General features: G+C 66.7%; 22 protein-coding genes. 8 read left to right on the top strand and 14 right to left on the bottom strand.

What is annotated here, in order from left to right:
* Nucleotide 1 precedes the first annotated feature (1 nt).
* From madL to mdcA, 8 genes are all read right to left on the bottom strand, one after another.
* A complete protein-coding gene (gene madL / locus AC07R1_RS13255) occupies nt 2-418 on the bottom strand; it encodes a malonate transporter subunit MadL (RefSeq protein ID WP_015637351.1) in 417 nt (138 codons plus the stop codon).
* Nucleotides 419-485: 67 nt separating this feature from the next.
* Nucleotides 486-1,421 carry a malonate decarboxylase subunit epsilon gene (mdcH, locus tag AC07R1_RS13250; RefSeq protein ID WP_495110596.1) on the bottom strand — a complete coding sequence of 312 codons (936 nt, stop codon included), beginning with the start codon at nt 1,419-1,421 and terminating at the stop codon, nt 486-488.
* Nucleotides 1,418-2,044 (bottom strand): malonate decarboxylase holo-ACP synthase, encoded by a 627-nt coding sequence (locus AC07R1_RS13245; RefSeq protein ID WP_011063989.1) that lies wholly within the window; start codon nt 2,042-2,044, stop codon nt 1,418-1,420. Before AC07R1_RS13245 ends, mdcH begins: the two co-directional genes overlap by 4 nt.
* Complete coding sequence (mdcE, locus tag AC07R1_RS13240) at nt 2,041-2,844, bottom strand: biotin-independent malonate decarboxylase subunit gamma (RefSeq protein WP_015637354.1); 804 nt, start codon at nt 2,842-2,844, stop codon at nt 2,041-2,043. The genes AC07R1_RS13245 and mdcE overlap by 4 nt, the downstream gene beginning before the upstream one ends.
* Nucleotides 2,841-3,692, bottom strand: a complete 852-nt coding sequence (locus tag AC07R1_RS13235) for a biotin-independent malonate decarboxylase subunit beta (protein WP_495110595.1) — start codon at nt 3,690-3,692, stop codon at nt 2,841-2,843. The genes mdcE and AC07R1_RS13235 overlap by 4 nt, the downstream gene beginning before the upstream one ends.
* A complete protein-coding gene (locus tag AC07R1_RS13230; RefSeq protein WP_015637356.1) occupies nt 3,685-3,984 on the bottom strand; it encodes a malonate decarboxylase subunit delta in 300 nt (99 codons plus the stop codon). Before AC07R1_RS13230 ends, AC07R1_RS13235 begins: the two co-directional genes overlap by 8 nt.
* On the bottom strand, nt 3,984-4,859 hold the full coding sequence (locus AC07R1_RS13225) for a triphosphoribosyl-dephospho-CoA synthase (protein ID WP_015637357.1): 876 nt from the start codon (nt 4,857-4,859) through the stop codon (nt 3,984-3,986). Before AC07R1_RS13225 ends, AC07R1_RS13230 begins: the two co-directional genes overlap by 1 nt.
* The gene (gene mdcA, locus AC07R1_RS13220; RefSeq protein ID WP_258611264.1) at nt 4,859-6,535 is read right to left on the bottom strand and encodes a malonate decarboxylase subunit alpha; all 1,677 of its coding nucleotides are present in this window, start codon (nt 6,533-6,535) and stop codon (nt 4,859-4,861) included. The genes AC07R1_RS13225 and mdcA overlap by 1 nt, the downstream gene beginning before the upstream one ends.
* A 193-nt stretch (nt 6,536-6,728) precedes the next feature.
* On the opposite strand from mdcA, the gene ybiA reads away from it, so the two are divergent.
* Complete coding sequence (gene ybiA / locus AC07R1_RS13215; protein ID WP_041120239.1) at nt 6,729-7,289, top strand: riboflavin biosynthesis intermediates N-glycosidase; 561 nt, start codon at nt 6,729-6,731, stop codon at nt 7,287-7,289.
* Between the two features lie 72 nt (nt 7,290-7,361).
* Here ybiA and AC07R1_RS13210 read toward each other — a convergent pair whose 3' ends face one another.
* The 6 genes from AC07R1_RS13210 to pilG all read right to left on the bottom strand — a co-directional run bounded on the left by AC07R1_RS13210 (nt 7,362) and on the right by pilG (nt 17,319).
* A complete protein-coding gene (locus AC07R1_RS13210; RefSeq protein ID WP_011063996.1) occupies nt 7,362-7,811 on the bottom strand; it encodes a chemotaxis protein CheW in 450 nt (149 codons plus the stop codon).
* Nucleotides 7,804-13,713: a hybrid sensor histidine kinase/response regulator gene (locus AC07R1_RS13205; protein ID WP_495110594.1), complete on the bottom strand. Its 5,910-nt coding sequence runs from the start codon at nt 13,711-13,713 to the stop codon at nt 7,804-7,806. Before AC07R1_RS13205 ends, AC07R1_RS13210 begins: the two co-directional genes overlap by 8 nt.
* Before the next feature lie 24 nt (nt 13,714-13,737).
* Nucleotides 13,738-15,801, bottom strand: a complete 2,064-nt coding sequence (locus AC07R1_RS13200) for a methyl-accepting chemotaxis protein (RefSeq protein ID WP_011063998.1) — start codon at nt 15,799-15,801, stop codon at nt 13,738-13,740.
* Between the two features lie 140 nt (nt 15,802-15,941).
* A complete protein-coding gene (locus AC07R1_RS13195; RefSeq protein ID WP_011063999.1) occupies nt 15,942-16,481 on the bottom strand; it encodes a chemotaxis protein CheW in 540 nt (179 codons plus the stop codon).
* A gap of 10 nt (nt 16,482-16,491) precedes the next feature.
* The gene (gene pilH / locus AC07R1_RS13190) at nt 16,492-16,857 is read right to left on the bottom strand and encodes a twitching motility response regulator PilH (RefSeq protein WP_011064000.1); all 366 of its coding nucleotides are present in this window, start codon (nt 16,855-16,857) and stop codon (nt 16,492-16,494) included.
* Nucleotides 16,858-16,914: 57 nt separating this feature from the next.
* A complete protein-coding gene (pilG, locus tag AC07R1_RS13185) occupies nt 16,915-17,319 on the bottom strand; it encodes a twitching motility response regulator PilG (protein WP_011064001.1) in 405 nt (134 codons plus the stop codon).
* Nucleotides 17,320-17,555: 236 nt separating this feature from the next.
* On the opposite strand from pilG, the gene gshB reads away from it, so the two are divergent.
* From gshB to AC07R1_RS13150, 7 genes are all read left to right on the top strand, one after another.
* Complete coding sequence (gene gshB, locus AC07R1_RS13180) at nt 17,556-18,509, top strand: glutathione synthase (protein ID WP_495110593.1); 954 nt, start codon at nt 17,556-17,558, stop codon at nt 18,507-18,509.
* A gap of 99 nt (nt 18,510-18,608) precedes the next feature.
* Nucleotides 18,609-19,508, top strand: coding sequence for an energy transducer TonB (locus tag AC07R1_RS13175; RefSeq protein WP_011064003.1), 900 nt, complete (start codon nt 18,609-18,611; stop codon nt 19,506-19,508).
* A gap of 85 nt (nt 19,509-19,593) precedes the next feature.
* Nucleotides 19,594-20,163, top strand: coding sequence for a YqgE/AlgH family protein (locus AC07R1_RS13170; RefSeq protein WP_011064004.1), 570 nt, complete (start codon nt 19,594-19,596; stop codon nt 20,161-20,163).
* A complete protein-coding gene (gene ruvX, locus AC07R1_RS13165) occupies nt 20,163-20,600 on the top strand; it encodes a Holliday junction resolvase RuvX (RefSeq protein ID WP_011064005.1) in 438 nt (145 codons plus the stop codon). The genes AC07R1_RS13170 and ruvX overlap by 1 nt, the downstream gene beginning before the upstream one ends.
* 115 nt (nt 20,601-20,715) lie before the next feature.
* A complete protein-coding gene (gene pyrR, locus AC07R1_RS13160) occupies nt 20,716-21,222 on the top strand; it encodes a bifunctional pyr operon transcriptional regulator/uracil phosphoribosyltransferase PyrR (RefSeq protein ID WP_011064006.1) in 507 nt (168 codons plus the stop codon).
* Between the two features lie 25 nt (nt 21,223-21,247).
* The gene (locus AC07R1_RS13155; protein ID WP_011064007.1) at nt 21,248-22,252 is read left to right on the top strand and encodes an aspartate carbamoyltransferase catalytic subunit; all 1,005 of its coding nucleotides are present in this window, start codon (nt 21,248-21,250) and stop codon (nt 22,250-22,252) included.
* Entirely contained in the window at nt 22,249-23,520 is a 1,272-nt protein-coding gene (locus AC07R1_RS13150) for a dihydroorotase (RefSeq protein ID WP_495110592.1), read from the top strand. Before AC07R1_RS13155 ends, AC07R1_RS13150 begins: the two co-directional genes overlap by 4 nt.
* The last annotated feature ends 126 nt before the right edge of the window (nt 23,521-23,646 follow it).

The following is a 23,646-nucleotide window of genomic DNA, read 5'->3' as shown; positions in this document are numbered from 1 at the left end:
CTCAGCGCCCTCCTGCCGGTGCGGCTTTCACACCCGGCTCCAGCGGCTCGGCCGGCAGTGGCTCGCCCTTGTGGGTGCGGCTGATGAGGGCGATGGTGCAACCGCAGAGCACCACCGAACCGATGGCCGCCAGCACCGCCACCGGGCCGCCGTGCAGCGCCGTCACCACGTTCTGCTGGGCGGCCATGGCCACCACCACCGGAATGTACATGGCGCCCCAGAAACCCACGCCCATCTCGCAATCCTTGGTCATGCCGCCGTGCCTGTGCATCCACAAACGGGCGCAGATCAGCAGGATCATGGCGATGCCGACTCCGCCGACATTGGATTTCACCCCCAGCAACACGCCGAGCATGTCGCCGATAATCACACCCGCTAGCGTACAGATCGCCAGCAATGCCACACCGTAGATAATCATTGTCGTAGTCCTCAAAGTGCATCGTCGAAGTTGTTGTTCTTGTGCTTCGTCAGCCTGAGTCGGTGCTCTATCGGTCGCGGCTTCCCTCCTCACTCAACAGGGCTTGCAGGGTGTCCAGGCGCGCGCCGTCGAAGGCGATCACCGTCCCTTGGGCAAACACCCGGCGGGCCAGCCCGGTCAGTACCGCGCCGGGAGGCAATTCGATCTGCAGGCGCACCCCGCGCTCGTAGGCGCTTTGCACCGTGCCGCGCCAATCGACGACGCGGCACATGTTGAAGGCCAGGTCGTCGCGCAACGCTTCCACGGAGCGCATGGGCCGCGCTCGGCTGCCACTGAGGTAGGCCAGCTTCGGCAGTTGCAGGGGTACCTCGGCAAAGGCGGCAGCCAGGGCCTGGGCCGGTTGTTCCAGCAGTGGGCAATGGGACGGCACGCTGACCGCCAGGCGCTTGGCCACGCCGACCCCGCAACCCCGGGCCAACTCGGCCACGGCATGCATCGCGGCATCGCTGCCGGCGATCACCACCTGGTTGTCGGCGTTGATATTGGCCAGGTACACCGGCCTCTGCGAGCTGTGGACCTGGGCCAGCAGCCCTTCCACCGCCGCCAGTTCCAGGCCGATCAATGCGGTCATGCCATAGCCCTGTGGATAAGCCTGCTGCATCAACTCACCCCGCAGGCTCACCAGGCGCAAGGCGTCGGCAAACTCCAGGGCCCCGGCCACCACCGCCGCCGGATAGGCGCCGATGGACAGGCCCGCCACGTAGTTCACCCGAGTATCGGGCTGCAACAGAGTGCGCGCCGCCGCCACGCCGGCGATCAGCAGGCACAGCTGCACCGCCCGGGTGCTGGCCAGGGCTTGGGGTGAATCCAGCGTCAGTACGTCCTGCCCCAACACATCGCTGGCCTCTTGCAGGCAGGCCCGCGTTTGCGGGCTTTGCGGCAGACGCTGGAGCATCCCCGGCTGCTGCGCGCCCTGGCCCGGAAACACCAGCAGGCTGCTCATGCCGCCTGCTCCTGAGGGTTCCAGGGGTCGCTGACCAGGCGCGCGCCACTGGCGCTCTTGAGCAGAACCCGGGCAGCCGGCCCGGCCCATTCGCGCAGGGCCAGGGCGCCGCCGGGCACCTGCAATTGCATATCCACCGGGCAACCGGCGCCGTCCAGCAGCGCCAGCAATTCACGGGCCCGGGCCCGTGGCAGAAGCTCCGGGGTACGCAGGATCAGGTCCAGGTCGCTGTGCTGATGCAAGGCCGCCACGCCGCTGGCCAGCTCGAAACCGGCACTGCCACTCACGCCCCAGATCCACTCCTGGGCATCCAGTTCATCGCGCAAGTGCTGCAACGCCTGCAACGCCGGCCATGGGCCCTGGGGCGGTACATGACACAGCTGCTCGGGGCGCACCCCGCGCTGCACGGCTTGCAGATCCAGCAGCGCCGGATAGCGCTGTTCCCGGGAAACACCGCGCAAACCCACCGCAACCTGCCCCGGTGCAGTCAGGGCCCGGCGCACCACCACCGGCTGCCCGGCCTCCAGCACCGCATGGGCCCAGGCCGGCGCATCGCCCGGCAACTGCGCCGGGGTCATGCCCCACAGCAGGTCGTGGGGCAGCCAGGGGCCGCACCCGCTCACCACTGCTCCCGCAGCAACTGCCGGACTCGGCTCGACGCCGCCCGGTTCACCGCGCCCAGACGGCTGCCGAGGTCGACGCCCTTGGCCCGCACATCGGCAATCGCCGCCAACAGGCATTGATTGACCCGGGCCAGATCCTCCGCCGTCGGCTGCTCAATCTGCCGCACCGACAGGGTTTCCCACAGCAGGCCCAGGCCCGCGTAGCTGTCGATGTCATAGGCCATGGGCGGCACGCTGGCGGCCAGGGCTTCCAGCTCCTCGACGCTGCGCAGGGTCACCCGCGCCGCCGAGGCCTTGCCCATGGCGTGCACCATCACCCCCGGGTCACGCAGGGCGATCAAGCGGTTGGCCTGATATCCATGGGCCAGAAAGGCCCCGGACATGGCCTTGCCCACCAGCAGGGCGATCACCGGGTGCCCGGCCAGGCGGGCCCGGGCATAGCTGTCGGCGGCGCCCGCCAGGGCCTGATGAATGCCCAGCGCCTCTTCGCGCCGGCCATAGGCCTGGCTCGGCACATCGACAATGGCGATCAGCGCCCGCTTGTGCTCCTGGTCCTGATCGGCGCGGATCACCTCATCCACTGCCTTGGCCAGCCCCCAGCCTTCCAGCAGGCCGACCTCGCCCTGGCGTGCGCGGGGAAAACGGTTGTCGGGGTCAGGCACTACCGCAATGAAGCGCGCCGGCTGCCCGTCCAACTGGCCGTCGGCAACCTTCAAGGAAGGTGGCAGGCCGCTCACGGGGGTCGCATCGCCACTCAAGGCGTCGAACCAGTTCAGGCCCCGCAGGGAACTAGCAGTCATGGGCGGTCTCCTTGATACAGGTCGCGAACCGTCGCCGCATCGATTTGCGGCGTCGTGTCCAGGCGGGACAGACGTTGCAGGTACAGCTCGGCCTCGCGGCTGCGTTGCCGCGACGGCAAGCCCAGGGCCAGCAGCTCACGGACCTGGGCCTGGATCAGTGCCACATCGTCAGCCACGTAGCGGTCCACCAGGCCAGTGGCGAAACGCTGCTCGCCGCCGGTCAGGCTCCAGATGAAAGGCCGGTCCCGGGAGTCGTATTCCTCAAGGCCCGCTTCCTGCTCGATCACCTGCGGGCCGTTGAGCCCCAGGCGCGCTTCCTGGGTGACCAGCAGATAACTGCACAAACCGGCGGCAATCGACATGCCGCCAAAGCAGCCGACGCTGCCGGCCACCACGCCGACCACCGGCTGGTACTGGCGCAGGTCGACAATCGCCGCATGAATGTCGGCAATCGCCGCCAGCCCCAGGTTGGCTTCCTGCAGGCGCACGCCGCCGGTTTCCAGCAGCAACACGGCGCGGGTCGGGATGCCGTTGCGGTTGTCCTCGGCGGCCAGCTCCAGGGCGCCGGCAATCTTCGCCCCGCCCACTTCACCGAGGCTGCCGCCCTGGAAAGCGCCTTCGATGGCAGCAATCACCACCGGCGAACCCGCGATGCTGCCCTTGGCGATCACCACCCCGTCATCAGCCTGGGGCACTACGCCCTGGCGCTCCAGCCAGGGCGACATGACCCGCTGGAACGGGTCCAGCAACTCACGAAAGCTGCCGGCATCCAGGAGTGCCCGGGCCCGCTGCCGAGCACCCAGCTCGACGAAGCTGTGCTTGTTCAACAAGCGTGCGCTGTCAGTCATGGCCGATCTCCTCGAAGCCCTGTTCCAGGCGCAGGCGCACCACCCCGGGGGTGGCGCCGAAATCATGGATGTCGATCAACAGCGCCGGCGGCGTCTGGCCGTCGAACATGCGCTCGAACAGGTGCTGCCAGCGCGATGCGCTGCCGTTTACCGAGGTCTGTACCTGGATGCTCAATTTGCCGGGCTGCCCCGGCTCCAGCAGCACTTCCAGGTCGCCGGAGCCGACACAGCCCACCAGGGCGCGGCCACGGCCGGGCTGGCCGGCGGGGAATTCAAAGGACAAGGTTTCCATCAGTTCGCTCCCTGGTTAACAGCATCGCCGGATTCGATCCGGTCCAGCAGCAGGCTGGCCGCCAGCAAGTCGGCAGCGCCGCCGGGCGAGGCATTCAAGGTCAGTAGTTGCAGATCCAGTTCATGCAGGCGACGACGCCCGGCCAGGGTGGCGCTGCCACCAGCATCAAGCACCGCCCGGGCCCCCTGCTGCATGGCCTGCAGGCCCAGCTCACCGGCGCGATAGAGCACGCAGGTGTCCGCCAGCCGGCTCATGATCGCCAGCAAGGCATCGAGCCGGGCATTCTGTTCGCCATGGCCCTGGGCGCGGCTGCGCTTGAGCTGCGGCAGCCCCAGTTGCAGCACGGCGGGAAAGCCTTGCTGGGCTTCTTCGCGGGCACCGCGCACGCCGTAGCGCAGCGCCACCTGGGCGCCATGGCTCAAGGGGCGTGGTGCATAACGGTCTTCGAGCAAGGCCAGGCGCGCGGCCCGCAGCGCGACACTTCCGGCACTCGTGGCTTGAGGTTCCAGCGCGGCGGCGGCCACCAGCAGCCCCAGGGCCCAGATCGCCCCGCGATGGGTATTCACCCCACCAGTGGTGGCGAGCATGGCCTGCTCGCCTTCTCGGCCAATGCGCCCCAGGGCTTCACGCAGGGGCAGGCCCACTTCCCCGAGCAGCAGGGCAGCGTCGGCCATTTCCTTGAAGGCCGGCCACAGCGACAGCGCCGAGGCATGCATCAGGCCCAGGTGCAGGTCGGTGTGGGCGCCATTGCCACGGCGGTCCACCAGGGCCGGCTTGGGCGACAGGTCGGCCTCGTCGATCAGCGCGTCCACCGCCAGGTCCGCCAGGCGCTCGGCCAGGCTCGGGGTGGGTGATTGCAGGTTGAATGCGTGCATTACCAGCTCCTGAACTTGGCGGGCGGGTTGTACAGGCCACCGGACCACTCCACCAGGTCGGCCACGCTTTTCGCCGCCAGCAGCTCGCGGCTGGCGTCGGTGCGGCGAATGCCCAGGTCTTCCGGCAGGGCAATCAGGCCTTCACGGCGCATGCGCGCGGTGTCCTTGGGGTTGTGGCGCAAGCCGATGGCGGTAACCCCGGCCACGGCGGCGATCATCGCCTGGCGCTCTTCCAGGGAACGGGCCTTGTACAGGTAGGCGATGCCTTCCTCGGTCAGCAGGTGGGTGACGTCGTCGCCGTAGATCATGATCGGCGCCAGGGGCATGCCGCTCTTGCGCGCCACGTCCACCGCGTCGAGGGTTTCGACGAAGGTCGGTTTGCCGCCTTCCTGGAAGGTTTCCACCATCTGCACCACCAGCTTCTTGCCGCGTTCGAGCATGGCCTGGGGTGCATCGCTCTGATCCTGGCGCATATCCAGCCAGGCTGGAGTGCCGTGGCGGCGCCCGCGGGGGTCGTGGCCCATGTTCGGTGCCCCGCCGAAACCGGCCAGGCGGCCACGGGTCACGGTGGAGGAATGGCCGTCGCCATCCACCTGCAAGGTGGCGCCGATAAACAGGTCCACCGCGTACTGCCCGGCCAGCTGGCAGAACATCCGGTTGGAACGCAGGGAACCGTCGCGACCGGTGAAGAACACGTCCGGACGCGCGGCGATGTAGTTTTCCATGCCCAGTTCGGTGCCGAAGCAATGCACGCTTTCTACCCAACCGCTTTCAATGGCCGGGATCAGGGTCGGGTGAGGATTGAGGGTCCAGTTGCGGCAGATCTTGCCTTTCAGGCCCAGGGATTGGCCGTAGGTGGGCAGGATCAGTTCGATGGCCGCGGTGTTGAAACCGATGCCATGGTTCAGCGACTGCACGTTGTGTTTTTCGTAGATGCCGCGAATCGCCATCATCGCCATCAGCACGTGCACCGGCTTGATATGGCGCGGGTCGCGGGTGAACAGCGGCTCGATATAGAACGGCTTGTCGGCCACCACCACGAAATCCACCCAGGACGCGGGAATGTCGACCCGGGGCAGCTCGCTGACATCGTCCACCAGCTGGTTGACCTGGACGATGACAATGCCGTCGCTGAAGGCCGCCGGCTCGATCAGCGCGGGCGTGTCCTCGGTACTGGGGCCGGTGTAGATGTTGCCGGCGCGGTCGGCCATGAACCCGGCAGAGAGCACCACATTGGGGATCAGGTCCACCACCAGCCGCGCATAGAGTTCGATGTAGGTATGGATGGCGCCGATTTCCAGCAGCCCGTCTTCCAGCAACTGGCTGATGCGCAGGCTCTGGGTGCCGGCAAAGGAAAAGTCCAGCTTGCGGGCGATGCCGCGCTCGAACAGGTCCAGGTGCTCGGAACGGCCGACGCTGGGCATGATCATGTGCAAGTCATGCAGCCTGGCCGGGTCGGCCTTGGCCAGGGAGCGGGAGAGAAAGTCCGCCTGTTTCTGGTTGTTGCCTTCCAGAACCACCCGGTCGCCGGGCAGGATCAGCGCTTCCAGGGCCGCGACGATCTTGTCGGTCGGCAACACCACGCCATCGGCGATGGCCCGCACCTGCTCGAGGCGCCGCTGCTTTTCGCTGCGCCGCCGCGACCAGCGCGCGTCGGGGGAAATTATTGTTGTCATGCTCACTCCACGGGTTCGCTGTCGTGGCAGTCACCTTAGGAGTGAAAACGGGGAGCATCAATCAAGCACGGCGTTGGATCGTTACGCTCAGCGTAATGATTTGCGGAGAAATGGCACTCTCATGCTCTCTCGGTACACAATGCCCGCCGTACCGGCCCATGAGCGGCCTGGGCAGACCAAGATGAGAGTCAGCATGGACACACCGATTCGCTCGAACCAGGCGCTGCTGGAGCAGCTCAAGCATGGCCTGAAGCCCGACTACCTGATGTTCTGGGGGCACCAGCCCACCCGGGACGGACGCATCTCCCAGAGCTGTTTCAGCCAGTGGTTCGACGCAGGTCTGGAACTCGATGGCATTCAATACCCCAGCGCCGAGCATTTCATGATGGCCGGCAAGGCCCTGCTGTTCGGCGACCAGGAAACCCACGGGCGGATCCTCAAGGCCGTGACGCCCGCCGACGTGAAGCAACTGGGCCGCGAGGTGCGCGGCTTCGATGACGCCCGCTGGACCGAAGCACGCCTGGATATCGTGGTGCAGGGCAACCTGGCCAAGTTCAGCCAACATCAGGCGCTGGGTGAATACCTGCTGTCCACAGGCGACCAGGTACTGGTGGAAGCCAGCCCGGTGGACCGGATCTGGGGCATCGGCCTGGCCGCCGAGGACGCCAGGGCCAGCCGGCCGGAACAGTGGCGCGGCCTGAATCTGCTGGGCTATGCGCTGATGGAGGTGCGGGACAGGTTGCGCATTGGCTGAGGGGTTGCCTTCGCTGGCAAGCCAGCTCCTACCGGCGGTGTTGTGTAGCGGCCGGCTTGCCGGCCAAGAGGCCTAGAGCCCCGTCACCAGCAGCTCTTCCAGGGCCAGCAGGTCCGGCACCTTGGCCACCTGCTCGACCACCTGCACCGCGGCCTTTTCCAGCGCAGCCAGGGGCACGTCGACATAGCTCAACTGGCTGTCGAGCTTGCAGGAGCGGGGAATGCCCTGCACCAGCAGGGCCATGAACTTCAGCTCCGGGCGCCCGCCCAGGGCATTGAGCACGACGATCCGCGCCCGCTCGCCAATCACGGTCCTGCCACCGCAGGCCGACTCGAAGCTGATCAGCGGAATCCGCCGCTCGCGCCACAGCACCCGGCCCAGGTACCAGGGCGGTGAATCCAGGTCGAAGGTGCCCTGCTGATAGTCGATCAGCTCGGCCACGGCCACGTTGGGCAGGATCAGGGTACGGTCGGCCAGGGGCAGCAGCAGCCCGGTGAGAGTGCTGGCGCGGTGATCAAGCATGGGTCTTGCTCCACAGGGCGATGCTTTCCAGCAGCACCGACTCTTGATAGGGCTTGCCGAGGTAGTCGTTGACACCGATGGCCATGGCCCGGTCGCGGTGTTTCTGGCCGGTGCGGGAGGTGATCATGATGATCGGCAGGTGTTGCAGGCGCGGGTCGTTGCGTACCTGGATCGCTACCTCGAAGCCATCCATGCGTGGCATTTCGATGTCCAGCAGCATCAGGTCCGGGGTGTGCTCGGCCAGCAGCGCCATGGCGTCGACCCCATCCTTGGCGGTGAGCACATTCATGCCGTGGCGCTCCAGCAGGCGGCTGGTGACCTTGCGCACCGTGACCGAGTCGTCCACCACCAGCACCAGCATCGGCCGCGGCGGTTGCACCTCGCTGGCCGGCTCATCGCCCGCCAGGCGCGGCAGCGGTGCCTGGGCCTGCAAGGCGCGGATATGCGCCAGCAGGTCGAGAATCAGCACCACCCGACCATCGCCGAGAATCGTCGCCCCGGACAGCCCCTGGACCGCGGCGAACTGCGGCCCCAGGCTCTTGACCACGATTTCCCGGGTACCGGCGGTGGCATCCACCTGCACCGCGATGCGCTGCTCGTTGCAGTGCACCAGCAGCACCGGCAGCGGCTGCACCTGGCCCAGCAGCTTCGGCCGAGGCACGGTGTGCAGCAGCTCCCCCAGGTAGCACAGCTGATAAGACTGGCCGGCGTACTCATAGCGCGGTGGGTCGAGCTGGTAGTAGCCGTCCAGCTCTGCGGGCAGCACCCGGACAATGCCCTCCACGGTATTCAGCGGAATCGCGTACTGCTCGTCGGCGCACTGCACCATCAGCGCGCGGTTGACCGACACCGTGAACGGCAGGCGAATGCGAAAATGCACGCCCTGGCCGGAAACCGAGTCGATGCTCATGCTGCCGCCCAACTGGCGCACCTCTTCATGGACCACGTCCATGCCCACCCCGCGCCCGGAAATCTGAGTGATCTTCTCGGCGGTGGAAAACCCCGGCTGCATGATGAATTGCAGCACTTCGCGGTCGCTGAGCTGCGCCTCGGGGTCCAGCAGGCCGCGCTTGATGGCTTTTTTGCGCACGGCTTCCAGGGGCACCCCGGCGCCGTCGTCGCGCATGTCGAAAATCATGTCGCCGCCCTCGCGGGACAGGTCCAGGCTGATCCGCCCCTGTGCCGGCTTGCCCGCCGCAAGGCGCGCCTCGGCCGATTCCAGGCCGTGGTCCACGGCGTTGCGCAGCATGTGTTCCAGGGGCGCGACCATGCGTTCGAGGACGTTGCGGTCCATTTCCCCTTCGGCGTTGCCGACCACGAACTCCACGTCCTTGCCCAGCTCTTCGGCCACCTGGCGGACGATACGCTTGAGCCTGGGCACCATGCGCTCGAACGGCACCATGCGCGTGCGCATCAGGCCTTCCTGCAATTCGGTGTTGATCCGGCCCTGCTGCTGCAACAGGTTCTCGGCGTCGTGGTTGCGCCGGTCCAGGGTTTCCTTGAGGTCCAGCAGGTCCGAAGCCGATTCGAACAGGGCCCGGGACAATTGCTGCAACTGCGAGTGGCGGTCCATTTCCAGGGGGTCGAACTCTTCGTAGCCCAGGCGCTCGGCCTCCACCTGCTGGCGGCTGAGAATCCGCCCCTGGGTTTCGGTGTCCAGGCGGCGCAACTGGTCGCGCATGCGCTCGATGGTGGTTTCCATCTCGCCCAATGCCGTGCGTGCATCGTTGACCTGCTGTTCGATACGGCCACGGAAGATCGAGGTTTCCCCGGCCAGGTTCACCAGGTCGTCCAGCAGCTCTGCCGAGACCTTGACCATGTCCCCCGCCACTGCCGCTTCCGCCGCGGGCGCAGCGGGCTCGGGCTTGGTGCTGGGCAGTGCAGCTTCTGCGGCAACGCCGGTCGCTACCCGCGGATGGCTCAGGTCGTGGATCGCATCAATGAGCTTCTGGGCCGGCTCGATGGGCTGGCCGGCACGGGCCGCATCGAGCATCTGGGCCAGGCGGTCGTGGCTCTTCTGCAACAGGGTGAACAGCACCGGGCTGGGTTGCAGCAGGCCGGCGGACAGGCCTTCGAAGAGAAATTCCAGTTCATGGGCCAGATCGCCGATGGGGGCGATTTCCACCATGCGCGCACCGCCCTTGAGGGTGTGCAGGTCGCGCAGCAGGGTTTCCACTTCCTGGCGACCCTGGGGCTCGGCCTGCCAGCGGGCCAGGGCCGCGGCAGAGCTGTCGATGATGTCGAAACCTTCTTCGAGGAAGATTTCCAGCAGCTCCGGGTCCTGGGCCGCGCGGTCTGCCTCGATCGTGCCCTGGGCCACTTCGCCGGTGCTGGCGGCCTGCTGCCGGTACGACCGCACGGCCTCGATCTGCGCCCGGGATTCGTCCAGGGGATGCTGCCCCTGCAACTGTTCCAGCAGCAGTGCCAGTTGCTCGTGGCTGCTGCGCAACAGCAGGCCCAGGTGCTGGCTGTGGCTGTAGCGCCGGTCCACCAGCCCCTCGTACAGCGACTCCAGCTCCTGGGCCAGTTCCGCCACCGGTGCCACTTCGGCCATCCGTGCGCCGCCCTTGAGGGTGTGCAGGTCTCGCTGCAGGGAAGACAGCGGCGCGCCATTGTCCGGGTCGGCCAGCCAGCGCTGCAGGGCCTGGTCGGCGCTTTCGAGGATATCCACCGCTTCTTCGAGGAAGATCTCGACAATTTCGTCGTCCGCCTGCATCGGGGCCTCGGCCTGCTCCAGGCGGGCCGTGGCCGCGCCCAGTTCGCTGATGCTCAGGGCGCGGCTGCCATCGCTCTTGATCAGGCCCGTGGCAGAAGGGTCCAGACCTTCATCCAGCAGCTCGCGCAAGGCCTGCACCCGTTCCGGGCGCGGGCTGACTTCCTGGCCAGCGGCCAGCTCGTCGAGCATGTTGATCAAGGCATCATGGGCGCTTTCGGCTTCGTGGAAGAAACGCTCGCTGACGGCCAGGCTGCTCTCTTCCACCGCGCCATAGAGATCGAGCAAGGCTTCGCACAGCTCGTCCACCGGGTACAGGTCGGCCAGGTGCGCGCCCTCGCCCAGGGTGGTCAACTCATCCAGCAGGGCGCTGAGTTCCTGACGCTCGCCCGGGTGCTGCTGCCAACGGCGCAGCAGGCTTTCGGCATCCAGCAGGATGTCCATGCCCTGGGCCAGGAAGTTGTTGATCAACTGCGGGTCGCGCTTGGCCCGGGGCGCGCTGTCCGGGGCGCTGAGCAGGGTTTCCAGGCGCTCCCCCAGCAGGGCCAGGGCGCGCCCCACCAGGGAGCGGGCGCCATCGATAGGCGCCAGCGGGTCGCTGTCCAGCTGCCGCAGGCCCCGGCGCAGCAGGCCTTCGGCTTCCAGCAGCAGCTCCACCTCGTCCAGGTCCAGGGGGATCAAGTGCGCCCGGTATTCCCGGGCCAATTGGTCCAGAGGGCCGGCCAGCTCGGCAATCGGCAGCACTCCGGCCATGGAGGCGCTGCCCTTGAGGGTGTGCAGGGCCCGTTGCAGTTCGTCGCTGGCCTGCAGCGGTACGTGTTCGGCGGCCTGCTCGAGAAAGCGGTTGATGCTGTCCAGGTGGGTCTGGGCCTCGGTGCGGAAGATCTCCAGCAACTGCGGGTCCAAGGCCTCGGCCGGCACTGGCGCCGAGCCTTGCGCGCCATTGGCCAGGGCATGGGCCCGGGCGGCCAGGCGGTCGACATCGTCGCGCTGGCGCTGGGCCTGCTGGGCGAACTCGGCGATCAGTTCCGGCAACAGTTGCAGGGTGTCGGCCACCAGTTGCCGGGCTTCGACACCGGGCTCCACGCTGTGCTCCAGCACCCGGTTGAGAAGGTTTTCCACCGCCCAGGCCAGCTCCCCCAGCACCAGCGCGCGCACCATGCGCCCGCTGCCCTTGAGGGTGTGGAAGGCCCGGCGCAGTTCGCTCAGGGCAGATGTGCCATGGGGGTCCGCGGCCCAGCGCGGCAGGTACTCGCGCAGCATCTCCAGCACTTCCTCGGTTTCTTCGAGGAAGACTTCCCGCAGTTCATCGTCCACCGGCTCCTCGTCCCCTGGAGGCGGCAACAGGCTGCCCGGGGTAATCAGGGCCGGCGGGTTGAGGGCCGAGACCGGCACCGCCAGGACATCCGCCAGGGACTGCGCCACCCGGGGATCGTCCAGCTCTTGCAGGTCCTGCATCACCAGGGCTTCGCTGGGGCTCAGGGGCTGATCGAGCAACGGCACCTGCTCCACCGGCACATAACCCAGGGCGAGCAGGCCCTGCTGGGCCACATCGAGGATCTTCTCCCCCGGCGCCTCGTGGTCCTCGCTCAGGCGTTCCAGGTAGTACTCCAGGCTGGTGAGCACATCCGCCAGGTGGTCCAGTTGCTGCCAGTCGGGCCGGGAACGGGCCGCCAGCAGGTGTTCGACGACAAACTGCTGGCAGGCGTGCATCAGCCCCGCCGCGCGGGGCAGCGGGATCATCGCCAGGGCGCCGCGCACCTGGGTCAGCAGCTCGGGCAGCGCCTGCAGGTGTTCGGCGTCCCAGTCGGCCTCGATGCACTCGGCGATCAGGTCCTTGGCCTGGTGCAGGCAAACCCGCGCCTCCTGGATCACCAACTGGTGGATCTGGGTCAGGTCGGTGGTGGGCAGGCGGCTTTCCTCACGGCTTTCGGGCTCCACGGTGCCGGCCATGCCGGCCAGGGTCGCTTCCACGTACAACAGGGCCCCCGCCACATCCATCAGCACCGCGTCGTCCGGCGCGCGCTGGCCCTGGGCCAGGCTCTGGACCACCGCCAACTGATCGATGATGACCTTGCGCGGCTGGCCGAAGCCCAGCACCGCCAGGGTGTCGGCGATCTGCCGCAGGGGCGACAGCAGCCCTTCGAGGTCGTCGGTGTGCTGGCGGTCGCTGCGCACGAACAGGTCGAGGCGTTCCTTGACCCGCACCAGGCCATCGCACACCGCGGTCAGCACCGAGCGCATGGCATCCCGGTCGGGGCCGGCCAGGCGGGCCCGCTCCTCGTCCACCACCGCGCTGTCGGGCAAGGCGTCATCCAGTCCGTAACGTTCTTTCATGGTCAGCATCAATGGGGTGGGATGGCGCGCCTTGGCGATATAGAACAGCAGGCTCTTGAGCAATTCATCGGGGGCCGGCCGGTTGATCCCGGCCATGCCCTGTTCCAGCAGACGCTTGAGCTCCTTGTCGGCATCCTTGAGCAGGCTGCGCACCGCCGGGCTGTTGGCGATCTCGTCGTGGCGCATGCCTTCCACCAGGGCCGAGGCGATATGCCACAAGGGCGCCAGCGGGGCGTCCTGGCACAAGGCTTCCAGGCGTTCGAAGACCTTGGCCATGTAGCCCAGGCTCTGCTCGTCATCCTGCTCGCGCAGCAGATCCACCAGGGCGGTCTGCAACATGTGTCGCAGCTTGCGCAACTGGTTGGGCAATTCCAGGGGTTCCAAAGCCGCCAGGGCCTTGTCGCTCAGGGGCGGCAGGCTGGGCAGTTGCGGGCTGAACAAGCTGGTTTCCGAGAGCAGGCTCTCGCCCCGGGCACTGCGCAGGTCGTTGAGCAGCGGCAGCACCACCAGCGGCAGGTCGCGCCGCGCGCTCTGCACCCGGTCCAGGTACTGGGGCAACTGGCCGATGGCCTGGCGCAGCAGGCGCAGGGCTTCGTCGCGCTGGGCCACGCGCCCCTGCTGCAGGGCCAGGGCGAGCTTTTCCATTTCTTCAGCCAGCAGCGCGGCGCCGTAGAACTCCACCATCTGCAGGCTGCCATGGACCAGGTGAATGCCTTCCAGGCACTGGTCGATGGCCTCCAGGGCCTGGGGATCGTCCGCCAGATGCTCCAGCGCCTGATGCGCCTGCTTCAGGGTCTCGGCAATTTCGCCCTTGACCCACTCCAGGGCTACATAGTCGTGCCGATCAACCATAACCACTCCAGTCAAAGCCTTGTGTCAGCGGTTGTCATTCGGGGCCGGGCCCCGGGTGGCCGGCAGGGTGAAGCCGGACACCGAGCGGCGCAGCTGGCTGGCCATCTTCGCCAGATTGCCGATGCTCTCGGCGGTGGCGGTGGAACCGGACGAAGTCTGCGAGGTGATCTGCTGGATCACGTTCATGGTCAGGGAAATCTGCCCGGCCGAAGAGGTCTGCTGCTGGGCCGCGTTGGAGATGCTCTGGATCAGCGCCGCCAGGGTCTTGGACACGCCTTCGATCTCTTCCAGGGCCACCCCGGCGTCCTGGGCCAGGCGCGCGCCGCGCACCACTTCGGTGGTGGTCTGCTCCATGGAGATCACCGCCTCGTTGGTGTCGGTCTGGATCGCCCGCACCAGGGTCTCGATCTGCCGCGTGGCTGCCGAGGAACGCTCCGCCAGCCGCTGCACCTCGTCGGCCACCACGGCAAAGCCGCGCCCGGCGTCACCGGCCATGGAGGCCTGGATCGCCGCGTTGAGGGCGAGGATGTTGGTCTGGTCGGCAATGTCGTCGATCAGGCTGACGATATCGCCGATCTCCTGGGAAGACTCGCCCAGACGCTTGATCCGCTTGGCGGTGTCCTGGATCTGCTCACGAATGTTGTCCATGCCGTGAATGGTGTTGTGCACCACCTCGTTGCCCTTGTTGGCGATTTCCACCGAGCGCTCGGCCACCGCCGAGGATTCCGCGGCGTTGGCCGATACCTGGTCGATGGACTGGGCCATTTCGTTGATCGCCGTGGAGGCTTCGGAAATCTGCTGGGCCTGATGCTCCGAGGCTTCGGCCAGTTGCATGGCGGTGGCCTGGGTTTCCTGCACTGCGCCGGCCACCTGGCCGGCGGTGAGGTTGATGGTGGCCACCAGGTCACGCAGCTGGTCGACGGAATAATTGATGGAGTCGGCAATGGTGCCGGTGAAGTCCTCGGTCACCGAAGCGGTGACCGTGAGGTCGCCGTCGGCCAGGTCCTCGATCTCGTCCAGCAAACGCATGATCGCGTTCTGATTGCGCTCGTTCTTCTCTGCGGTCTCGCGCAACTGGCGGTTGGTCTCGCGCACCATCACCAGGCCGATGAGGATGATCGAGGCCAGGGCCAGCAGGCCCAGGACGTAGCCGCCGATGGTGTCCAGCTTGCGGCTGCCGGCCAGGTTCTCGAAGCCGCTGGCCAGCAGCGAAGCTTCGTCCAGCAGGGTCTGGGACAGGCTGAAGATGTTGCTCGCCGACTCGCGGACCTGGAACAGCTCGGGGGAGGTTTCGAGGATCTCGTCCACGGAGCCGGAGACGAACTCGAACAACTCGGAAATCTCCGCCAGCCGCCCCCGGGCATCCGGGTCTTCCACCTGGCTGATCTTCAGCCCCGGGTTGCCCTGCAACATGCCGTTGAGCACCTGGCCGAAGCGCGCGGCATCGCGACCGAAGGCATCGGCGGCCTGGACCGCGTTTTCGTCGCCGGCCAGCACCGTGTTGACCGCACCGAGAATCCGCTCGGCCAGCAGCGACTGGCGCTGGGCCATGGCCACCTGGGCCGCCGGGGCGCCACGCTGGAGCAGGATCTCGACGACCTTTTCATACTCCACCTGCAATTGCGGCACGGTTTCCGCCAGGGTTGCCGCCACCTGGTGCAGGGACAGCACGGTCTGCTCGCTGGCGAGAATCGCGTCGGTGTTTTTCAGCAGTTTTTCCCAGTCCAGCTGCACCGCGCGCATTTCCTGGCGCAAGGCCACCGGGGCCCCGGGCAGCCCGGTGTCCGGGTCACCCTTTTTCAGGTAGCCCCAGCGCCGGGCGAAATCGTTGCGCGCATCCCCCAGCAGCTTGAACGCCGCAGCCTTGCCCGCCGCCGCTTCGGTGGCGTTCTTGGCAATGCGCTGGGACAGCACCCGCAGCTCGCCGGCATGGCCGATGTACTGTTTGTCGTAGGTGGCCTGGGTATTGAGGTAAGCGAAGTTGGCGAACAACAGCATGATGAACACGATCAGTGCGATGAACAGCACGATGATCTGCGAGCGACTGCGGGAGCCTTCCAGGGGCTTGCCGGTTTTGGCTTTGGTCATCGATCAGGCCTGTGGCGAGCGGGCGGTCCCGCATTCGAGTGCCCGGGGCGCGCGCAACGCCGGGGCAGCATGGGTTGATCCAGGGAAACACGCGCTTCCCGTGGCACGGCCAACGGGTTGCCCAGGCGCCGGGGCGCCCTTCACGCTGCCACCTCCAGGAACCCCGGCGAACGGGCCAGGGCGAAGGGGCTGAAGACCTGCCAGACCTGATCGCGGCGGAACTGGCCCTGCAGGTAGGGGTTGACCGCGGCGTCGGCAAAGTCGGTGATGCCGGGCTCCAGGCTGTCCTGGGCAAAGTGCTGCAGGCCGGCCACCTCGTCCACCAGCAGGCCGGCGAACAGCTCCTTGTACTCCACCACCAGCACCCGTCGCTGCTTGCGCAGGGGCGACAGCTCATGGCCGAAGAAACCGCACAGGTCCATGATCGGCAGCAGCCGCCCGCGCAGGTTGGCGACGCCCTTGACCCAGGGCTTGACCCCGGGCAGCAGGGTGTAGCGCGGCTCGTGCAGGACTTCGCTGATCTCGCCCATGGCGGCCACGTACCAATGCTCGCCCAGCCGAAAGCCGATGCCGCTCCAGCTGTGCTGGCGGGTTTCCTGGGACGGCAGGTCGGCGGCCAGCAAGCGGCAGCGCTGGTCGATCTCCAGCAGCAGCTCGAAGGCGGTCTGGGATTGGCTCATGGCGCGGCTGTCAGCCGGCCAGGACGTTGTTCAGGGTCTTGATCAGGGTCTCTTCGTCCACCGGTTTGGTCAGGTAGTCCTTGGCGCCCTGGCGGGTGCCCCAGACCTTGTCGGTTTCCTGATCCTTGGTGGTGATGATGATCACCGGGATATGGCTGGTCTCGGCATCCTTGGTCAACTGGCGGGTCGCCTGGAAACCGTTGAGGCCGGGCATGACGATGTCCATCAGCACCGCGTCGGGCTTTTCTTCCCGGGCCAGGGCCACGCCGTCGGCACCGTTCTCGGCCTTGAGCACTTCATGGCCGTGCTTTTCCAGCATGCCGGTGAGTTTGTACATTTCAGTCGGCGAGTCATCGACGATCAGAATACGAGCCATGGTCTTCCCCATACGGTATAGGCGCGCGGCCTGCTGGCCGGGCGTCGCTGTGCGTGTCTACTGTGGCGCAAGCGCGACAAAGTCCGGGACATGGGCCTTGATCGCGCTCAGCAGTTCTTCCTTGCTGAAGGGTTTGGTCAAAAACTGGTCGGAGCCGACGATGCGCCCCTTGGCCTTGTCGAACAGGCCATCCTTGGAAGACAGCATGATCACCGGGATGGACTTGAACGCGCTGTTGTTCTTCACCAGCGCACAGGTCTGATAGCCGTCGAGCCGCGGCATCATGATGTCGACGAAGATGATGCCGGGGTGATGGTCGACGATCTTCGACAGGGCTTCGAAGCCGTCCACTGCGGTGATGACCTCGCAACCGACGTTCTTCAGCAGCATTTCGGCCGTGCGGCGAATCGTCTTCGAATCGTCGATCACCATCACCTTCAAGGCGTTGGAATGCTGTTCCATATCTGCTCTGCCATCGCCCCAGCGAATGATTTGGTCCGGTACCGCCGGGCAATGGGTGAAACCCTTGAACTTCAAGGCTTGGGCCCGGCCTGCGAGCCTTTTTAGCACACTCTCCCCCCTGCAATCTATGGACCACGCCAGGCAGTGGTTTTTCCTTGACCCAGGCCCCTGTCAGCGCCACTCTGACGCCACTTTTTTTGCCTCGCTCCCACTCATTTTCTTAAAGGAATCCACCCATGAGCGTTCGCGTCGGGATTGTCATGGACCCTATCGCCAGCATCTCCTACAAGAAGGACAGCTCGCTGGCCATGCTGCTGGCCGCCCAGGAGCGCGGCTGGACCCTCTTCTATATGGAGCAGCGCGACCTGTACCAGGGCGACGGCGTGGCCCGGGCCCGCATGCGCCCGCTGCAGGTGTTCGCCAACCCGCAGAAGTGGTTCGAGCTGGATGCCGAGATCGACTGCCCGCTGAGCGATCTGGACGTGATCCTGATGCGCAAGGACCCGCCCTTCGACATGGAGTTCGTCTACTCCACCTACCTGCTGGAACAGGCCGAAAGCGCTGGCGTGCTGGTGGTCAACAAGCCCCAGAGCCTGCGCGACTGCAACGAAAAGCTGTTTGCCACGCTGTTCCCCCAGTGCACCCCGCCCACCGTGGTCAGCCGCCGCGCCGACGTGCTGCGCGAGTTCGCGGCCCAGCATGGCGATGTGATCCTCAAGCCTCTGGATGGCATGGGCGGCACCTCGATCTTCCGCCACCGCGCGGGTGATCCGAACCTGTCGGTGATCCTGGAAACCCTGACCGTGCTCGGCAGCCAGCAGATCATGGCCCAGGCCTACCTGCCGGCGATCAAGGACGGTGACAAGCGCATCCTGATGATCGACGGCGAACCGGTGGATTACTGCCTGGCGCGCATCCCGGCTGCCGGTGAAACCCGCGGCAACCTGGCGGCCGGCGGTCGTGGCGAAGCCCGCCCGCTGAGCGACAAGGACCGCTGGATCGCCGCCCAGGTCGGCCCGACCCTGCGGGCCAAGGGCCTGCTGTTCGTCGGCCTCGACGTGATCGGCGAACACCTGACGGAAATCAACGTCACCAGCCCCACCTGCATCCGTGAAATCGACAACGCCTTCAGCACCAACATCGGCGCGATGCTGATGGATGCCATCGATCAGAAGCTCAAGGCCAAGTGATGTAGAACAACCAAGCACAAACCAACATTGCGTTATCATGCGCCGCCTGTGAAACCGTGATGTTGGTTGTGTGATGCCTCCTGTGATGTCGAACTGCCGATGAGCCTCCCGTCCGATCTGCCCCCCGAGCTTGCCCATAGCGGCGTGCGTGCGGCCGATCGCCTGGGTTTTACCCTGTTCCTGGCGGCGCTCCTGCACCTGGCACTGATCCTCGGCCTGGGCTTTTCCTTCGCCGAGCCCAAGGCCATCAGCAAGACCCTGGAAATCACCCTGGCCACCTTCAAGAGCGAGACCAAGCCGAAGAAGGCCGACTTCCTCGCCCAGGACAACCAGCAGGGCAGCGGCACCCTGGACAAGAAGGCCATTCCGAAAACCACCGAAGTCGCACCGTTCCAGGACAACTCGGTGAAGAAGGTCACGCCGCCGCCCTCGGTCAAGCCCGAGGTCAAGGACACCGCGCCCAAGGCCGCCGTGGCCACCACCGCGCCCAAGCCGAAAAAGACCGTCACCCAGCGTGAAGAGGTCAAGAAAGACCCGACGCCCAAGGCCCCCACTCCGACGTTCGACAGCTCGCAACTGTCCAGCGAGATTTCCAGCCTGGAAGCCGAGCTGGCCAACGAACAGCAGTTGTATGCCAAACGCCCGCGCATCCACCGCCTCAGCGCCGCCTCCACCATGCGCGACAAGGGCGCCTGGTATAAGGACGAATGGCGCAAGAAGGTCGAGCGCATCGGCAACCTCAACTACCCCGAGGAAGCCCGGCGCAAGCAGATCTACGGCAACTTGCGGCTGATGGTCTCGATCAACCGTGACGGCTCGCTGTATGAAGTGCTGGTGCTGGAGTCCTCCGGTCAACCGCTGCTGGACCAGGCGGCCCAGCGCATCGTGCGCCTGGCGGCGCCGTTCGCCCCCTTTACCGGCGACCTGTCGGACATCGACCGCCTGGAAATCATCCGCACCTGGCGCTTCGCCCGGGGCGACAAGCTTTCCAGCAACTGATCGGCCGGCAATCGTCCGCGCAACAGCGCCATGGCCGCACATCGCCAGCTTGTCAGCCGGGCCCGCCACCGCCACACTAGCGCTCATGAAAAATGTCAGCCCAAGCTATCTCAAGCATCATTTCCTGATCGCCATGCCCCATATGGCCGACCCGAACTTTGCGCAGACCTTGACCTACATCGTCGAGCACAACGCCAGTGGCGCCATGGGCCTGGTGGTCAACCGCCCCCAGGACCTGAACCTGGCCGATATCCTCGAACAATTGCGCCCTGACCAAGAGCCGTCCCTGCTGTGCCAGCACGTGCCCATTTTCAGCGGTGGCCCGGTGCAGACCGATCGCGGCTTCGTCCTGCACCCCAACGGCCCGGTCTACCAGGCCACGGTGGAACTCGAGGGGCTGTCCCTGTCCACGTCCCAGGACGTGCTGTTCGCCATCGCCGATGGCGTGGGCCCGGCCAAGAGCCTGATCGCCCTGGGCTATGCCGGCTGGGAAGCCGGGCAGCTGGAAGCCGAACTGGCGGACAACGCCTGGCTGACCTGCCCCTTCGACGCCGACATCCTGTTCAACACCAGCAGCGAACTGCGCCTGGAAGCCGCCGCCCGGCACCTGGGGGTCAACCTCAGCCTGCTCACCAGCCAGGCGGGCCACGCCTGATGGCCCTGCGACTGATCCTCGGCTTCGACTACGGCACCAAGCAGATCGGCGTTGCCGTGGGCCAGGCCATCACCGGCCAGGCCCGGGAGCTGTGCACCCTCAAGGCGCAAAACGGGGTGCCCGACTGGAACCAGGTGGAAGCCCTGATCAAGGAATGGAAGCCCGACGCCGTGGTGGTGGGCCTGCCCCTGAACATGGACGGCAGCCCCAGCGACATGTGCGTGCGCGCCGAAAAGTTCGCCCGGCGCCTGAACGGCCGCTTCAATGTGCCCTTCTATACCCACGACGAACGCCTGACCACCTTCGAGGCCAAGGGTGAACGCCTGGCCCGGGGCGGCCAGAAAGGCAGTTACCGCGACAACCCGGTGGACGCCATCGCCGCCGCCCTGCTGCTGCAAGGCTGGCTCGATGAAAACGCCGGCCTGTTGAACACCTGAGACCACATCCTGAAGATGCGCGGCCCCGGGGCTGCGCGCCTCCTGGCCCAACACCAGCCGTAAGTTCCCGCGCCCAGCTGCCCGGCAGCAGGCGCGAGCCCACGAAGGAGCCACCATGAGCCTGCCCAATCCCGCCGCCCTGATCAGCCAGATGGCCGCTGATCTCAACGCCCACCTGGCCCAGCGCGCCATCAGCGAGCCACGCTTCATCGGTATCCGTACCGGCGGCGTCTGGGTGGCCCAGGCCCTGCTGGAAGCCCTGGGCAGCGATTCGCCCCTGGGTACCCTGGACGTGTCCTTCTACCGCGACGACTTCAGCCAGAACGGCCTGCACCCGCAGGTGCGCCCTTCGGAGCTGCCGTTCGAGATCGAAGGCCAGCACCTGGTGCTGATCGACGACGTGCTGATGAGCGGCCGGACCATCCGCGCCGCCCTCAACGAACTGTTCGACTACGGCCGGCCGGCCAGCGTGACCCTGGTCTGCCTGCTGGACCTGAACGCCGCTGAACTGCCGATCCGTCCGAATGTGGTGGGCGCGACCCTGTCGCTGGCCGCCCATGAGCGGGTAAAATTGTCCGGTCCTGCGCCGCTTCAACTCGAGCTCCAAGACCTCGCCCTCTAACTCGCCCTTTTAAGAGTCCATTGCGATGACGCCTCTAGACGCCAAGCGCCCGCTGCAGCTCAACGATCAGGGCCAGCTGCGCCACTTCCTGTCCCTCGACGGCCTGAACCGCGAGCTGCTGACGGAAATCCTCGACACCGCCGACTCGTTCCTCGAAGTCGGCGCCCGGGCGGTGAAGAAAGTCCCGCTGCTGCGCGGCAAGACCGTGTGCAATGTGTTCTTCGAGAACTCCACCCGAACCCGCACTACCTTCGAACTGGCCGCCCAGCGGCTGTCGGCGGACGTGATCACCCTGAATGTCTCGACCTCTTCGGCAAGCAAGGGTGAAACCCTGCTGGACACCCTGCGCAACCTGGAAGCCATGGCCGCCGACATGTTCGTGGTGCGCCACGGCGATTCCGGCGCCGCGCACTTCATCGCCGAACACGTGTGCCCGCAAGTGGCGATCATCAACGGCGGCGACGGCCGTCACGCCCACCCGACCCAGGGCATGCTCGACATGCTGACCATTCGCCGGCACAAGGGCGGCTTCGAGAACCTCTCGGTAGCCATCGTCGGCGACATCCTGCACTCGCGAGTGGCGCGTTCGAACATGCTGGCGCTGAAAACCCTCGGCTGCCCGGACATCCGCGTGATCGCGCCGAAAACCCTGCTGCCCATCGGCATCGAGCAGTACGGGGTCAAGGTCTACACCGACATGACCGAAGGCCTGAAGGACGTGGACGTGGTGATCATGCTGCGCCTGCAGCGTGAACGCATGCAGGGCGGCCTGCTGCCCAGCGAAGGCGAGTTCTACCGCCTGTTCGGCCTGACCACCGCGCGCCTGGCCGGGGCCAAGCCCGACGCCATCGTCATGCACCCGGGCCCGATCAACCGGGGCGTGGAGATCGAATCGGCGGTAGCCGACGGCCCGCACTCGGTGATCCTCAACCAGGTGACCTACGGCATTGCAGTGCGCATGGCGGTACTGTCCATGGCCATGAGCGGGCAGACCGCCCAGCGACAATTCGAGCAGGAGAACGCCCAGTGAAGCTCAGCATTCTCGGCGCCCGCGTCATCGATCCAAGCAGCGGCCTGGATCAAACCACCGATCTGCACCTGGAAGCCGGCAAGATCGTCGCCATCGGCGCCGCGCCTGGCGGCTTCAATGCCGTTACCACCATCGACGCCAAGGGCCTGGTGGCCGCACCCGGCCTGGTGGACCTGAGCGTCGCCCTGCGCGAGCCGGGCTACAGCCGCAAGGGCAGCATTGCCAGCGAAACCCGCGCCGCAGCCGCCGGCGGTGTCACCAGCCTGTGCTGCCCGCCGCGCACCAAGCCAGTACTGGACACCTCGGCGGTGGCCGAACTGATCCTCGACCGCGCCCGCGAGGCCGGCAACAGCAAAGTGTTCCCCATTGGCGCCTTGAGCAAGGGCCTGGAAGGCGAGCAGCTTGCGGAGCTGATCGCATTGCGTGACGCCGGTTGCGTGGCCTTCGGCAACGGCCTGGAAGGTTTCCGCAGCACCCGCACCCTGTGCCGCGCCCTGGAATACGCCGCCACCTTCGACCTGACGGTGATCTTCCACTCCCAGGACCGCGACCTGGCCGAAGGCGGCCTGGCCCACGAAGGCGCCACCGCCAGCTTCCTCGGCCTGCCGGGTATCCCGGAAAGCGCGGAGACCGTGGCCCTGGCCCGGGACCTGCTGCTGGTGGAACAGAGCGGCGTGCGCGCCCACTTCAGCCAGCTGACCAGCGCCCGCGGCGTGGAGCTGATCGCCCAGGCCCAGGCCCGCGGCCTGCCGGTCACCGCCGATGTGGCGCTGTACCAGCTGATCCTGACCGACGAGGCGCTGATCTACTTCTCCAGCCTGTACCACGTGCAGCCGCCGCTGCGCTCGCGGGCCGACCGCGATGCCCTGCGCGAAGCGGTGAAGTCCGGGGTGGTGCAAGCCATTTCCAGCCATCACCAGCCCCATGAGCGGGACGCCAAGCTGGCGCCGTTCGGCGCCACCGAGCCGGGTATCAGCAGCGTCGAGCTGTTGCTGCCCCTGGCCCTGACCCTGGTGCAGGACGGCCTGCTGGACCTGCCGACCCTGCTGGCACGCCTGAGTGCCGGCCCCGCCGCGGCCTTGCGCCTGCCGGCAGGCAAGCTGGCAGCCGGTGGTGCGGCGGACCTGGTGCTGTTCGACCCGGCCAGTTCCACCGTGGCCGGCGAGCGCTGGCTCTCCAAGGGCGAAAACTGCCCGTTCCTCGGCCATAGCCTGCCGGGCGCGGTGCGCTACACCCTGGTGGACGGGCATATCAGCTATCAGGGCTGATCGCCTGGCAAACACCCTGTAGCCGCTGCCGCAGGCTGCGAACGGCGCCGAAGGAGCCGCCGCTCCTGATGGCGCCCTGCGGCAGTGGCTACAGGCTGCGCCATCACCGCCTGCGCCGATGACGGG

It is taken from the genome of Pseudomonas sp. GW821-FHT07F01 (assembly GCF_059418825.1).
The sequence above is the reverse complement of the archived record's forward strand: the minus strand, read 5'-3'. Positions and strand labels throughout refer to the sequence as shown.

Excerpts from the sequence above, each read along its gene's own strand:
- madL (WP_015637351.1), bottom strand. The coding sequence starts at position 418 with ATGATTATCTACGGTGTGGCATTGCTGGCGATCTGTACGCTAGCGGGT.
- mdcH (WP_495110596.1), bottom strand. The coding sequence starts at position 1,421 with ATGAGCAGCCTGCTGGTGTTTCCGGGCCAGGGCGCGCAGCAGCCGGGG.
- mdcE (WP_015637354.1), bottom strand. The coding sequence starts at position 2,844 with ATGACTGCTAGTTCCCTGCGGGGCCTGAACTGGTTCGACGCCTTGAGT.
- AC07R1_RS13235 (WP_495110595.1), bottom strand. The coding sequence starts at position 3,692 with ATGACTGACAGCGCACGCTTGTTGAACAAGCACAGCTTCGTCGAGCTG.
- AC07R1_RS13230 (WP_015637356.1), bottom strand. The coding sequence starts at position 3,984 with ATGGAAACCTTGTCCTTTGAATTCCCCGCCGGCCAGCCCGGCCGTGGC.
- AC07R1_RS13225 (WP_015637357.1), bottom strand. The coding sequence starts at position 4,859 with ATGCACGCATTCAACCTGCAATCACCCACCCCGAGCCTGGCCGAGCGC.
- mdcA (WP_258611264.1), bottom strand. The coding sequence starts at position 6,535 with ATGACAACAATAATTTCCCCCGACGCGCGCTGGTCGCGGCGGCGCAGC.
- ybiA (WP_041120239.1), top strand. The coding sequence starts at position 6,729 with ATGGACACACCGATTCGCTCGAACCAGGCGCTGCTGGAGCAGCTCAAG.
- AC07R1_RS13210 (WP_011063996.1), bottom strand. The coding sequence starts at position 7,811 with ATGCTTGATCACCGCGCCAGCACTCTCACCGGGCTGCTGCTGCCCCTG.
- AC07R1_RS13205 (WP_495110594.1), bottom strand. The coding sequence starts at position 13,713 with ATGGTTGATCGGCACGACTATGTAGCCCTGGAGTGGGTCAAGGGCGAA.
- AC07R1_RS13200 (WP_011063998.1), bottom strand. The coding sequence starts at position 15,801 with ATGACCAAAGCCAAAACCGGCAAGCCCCTGGAAGGCTCCCGCAGTCGC.
- AC07R1_RS13195 (WP_011063999.1), bottom strand. The coding sequence starts at position 16,481 with ATGAGCCAATCCCAGACCGCCTTCGAGCTGCTGCTGGAGATCGACCAG.
- pilH (WP_011064000.1), bottom strand. The coding sequence starts at position 16,857 with ATGGCTCGTATTCTGATCGTCGATGACTCGCCGACTGAAATGTACAAA.
- pilG (WP_011064001.1), bottom strand. The coding sequence starts at position 17,319 with ATGGAACAGCATTCCAACGCCTTGAAGGTGATGGTGATCGACGATTCG.
- gshB (WP_495110593.1), top strand. The coding sequence starts at position 17,556 with ATGAGCGTTCGCGTCGGGATTGTCATGGACCCTATCGCCAGCATCTCC.
- AC07R1_RS13175 (WP_011064003.1), top strand. The coding sequence starts at position 18,609 with ATGAGCCTCCCGTCCGATCTGCCCCCCGAGCTTGCCCATAGCGGCGTG.
- AC07R1_RS13170 (WP_011064004.1), top strand. The coding sequence starts at position 19,594 with ATGAAAAATGTCAGCCCAAGCTATCTCAAGCATCATTTCCTGATCGCC.
- ruvX (WP_011064005.1), top strand. The coding sequence starts at position 20,163 with ATGGCCCTGCGACTGATCCTCGGCTTCGACTACGGCACCAAGCAGATC.
- pyrR (WP_011064006.1), top strand. The coding sequence starts at position 20,716 with ATGAGCCTGCCCAATCCCGCCGCCCTGATCAGCCAGATGGCCGCTGAT.
- AC07R1_RS13155 (WP_011064007.1), top strand. The coding sequence starts at position 21,248 with ATGACGCCTCTAGACGCCAAGCGCCCGCTGCAGCTCAACGATCAGGGC.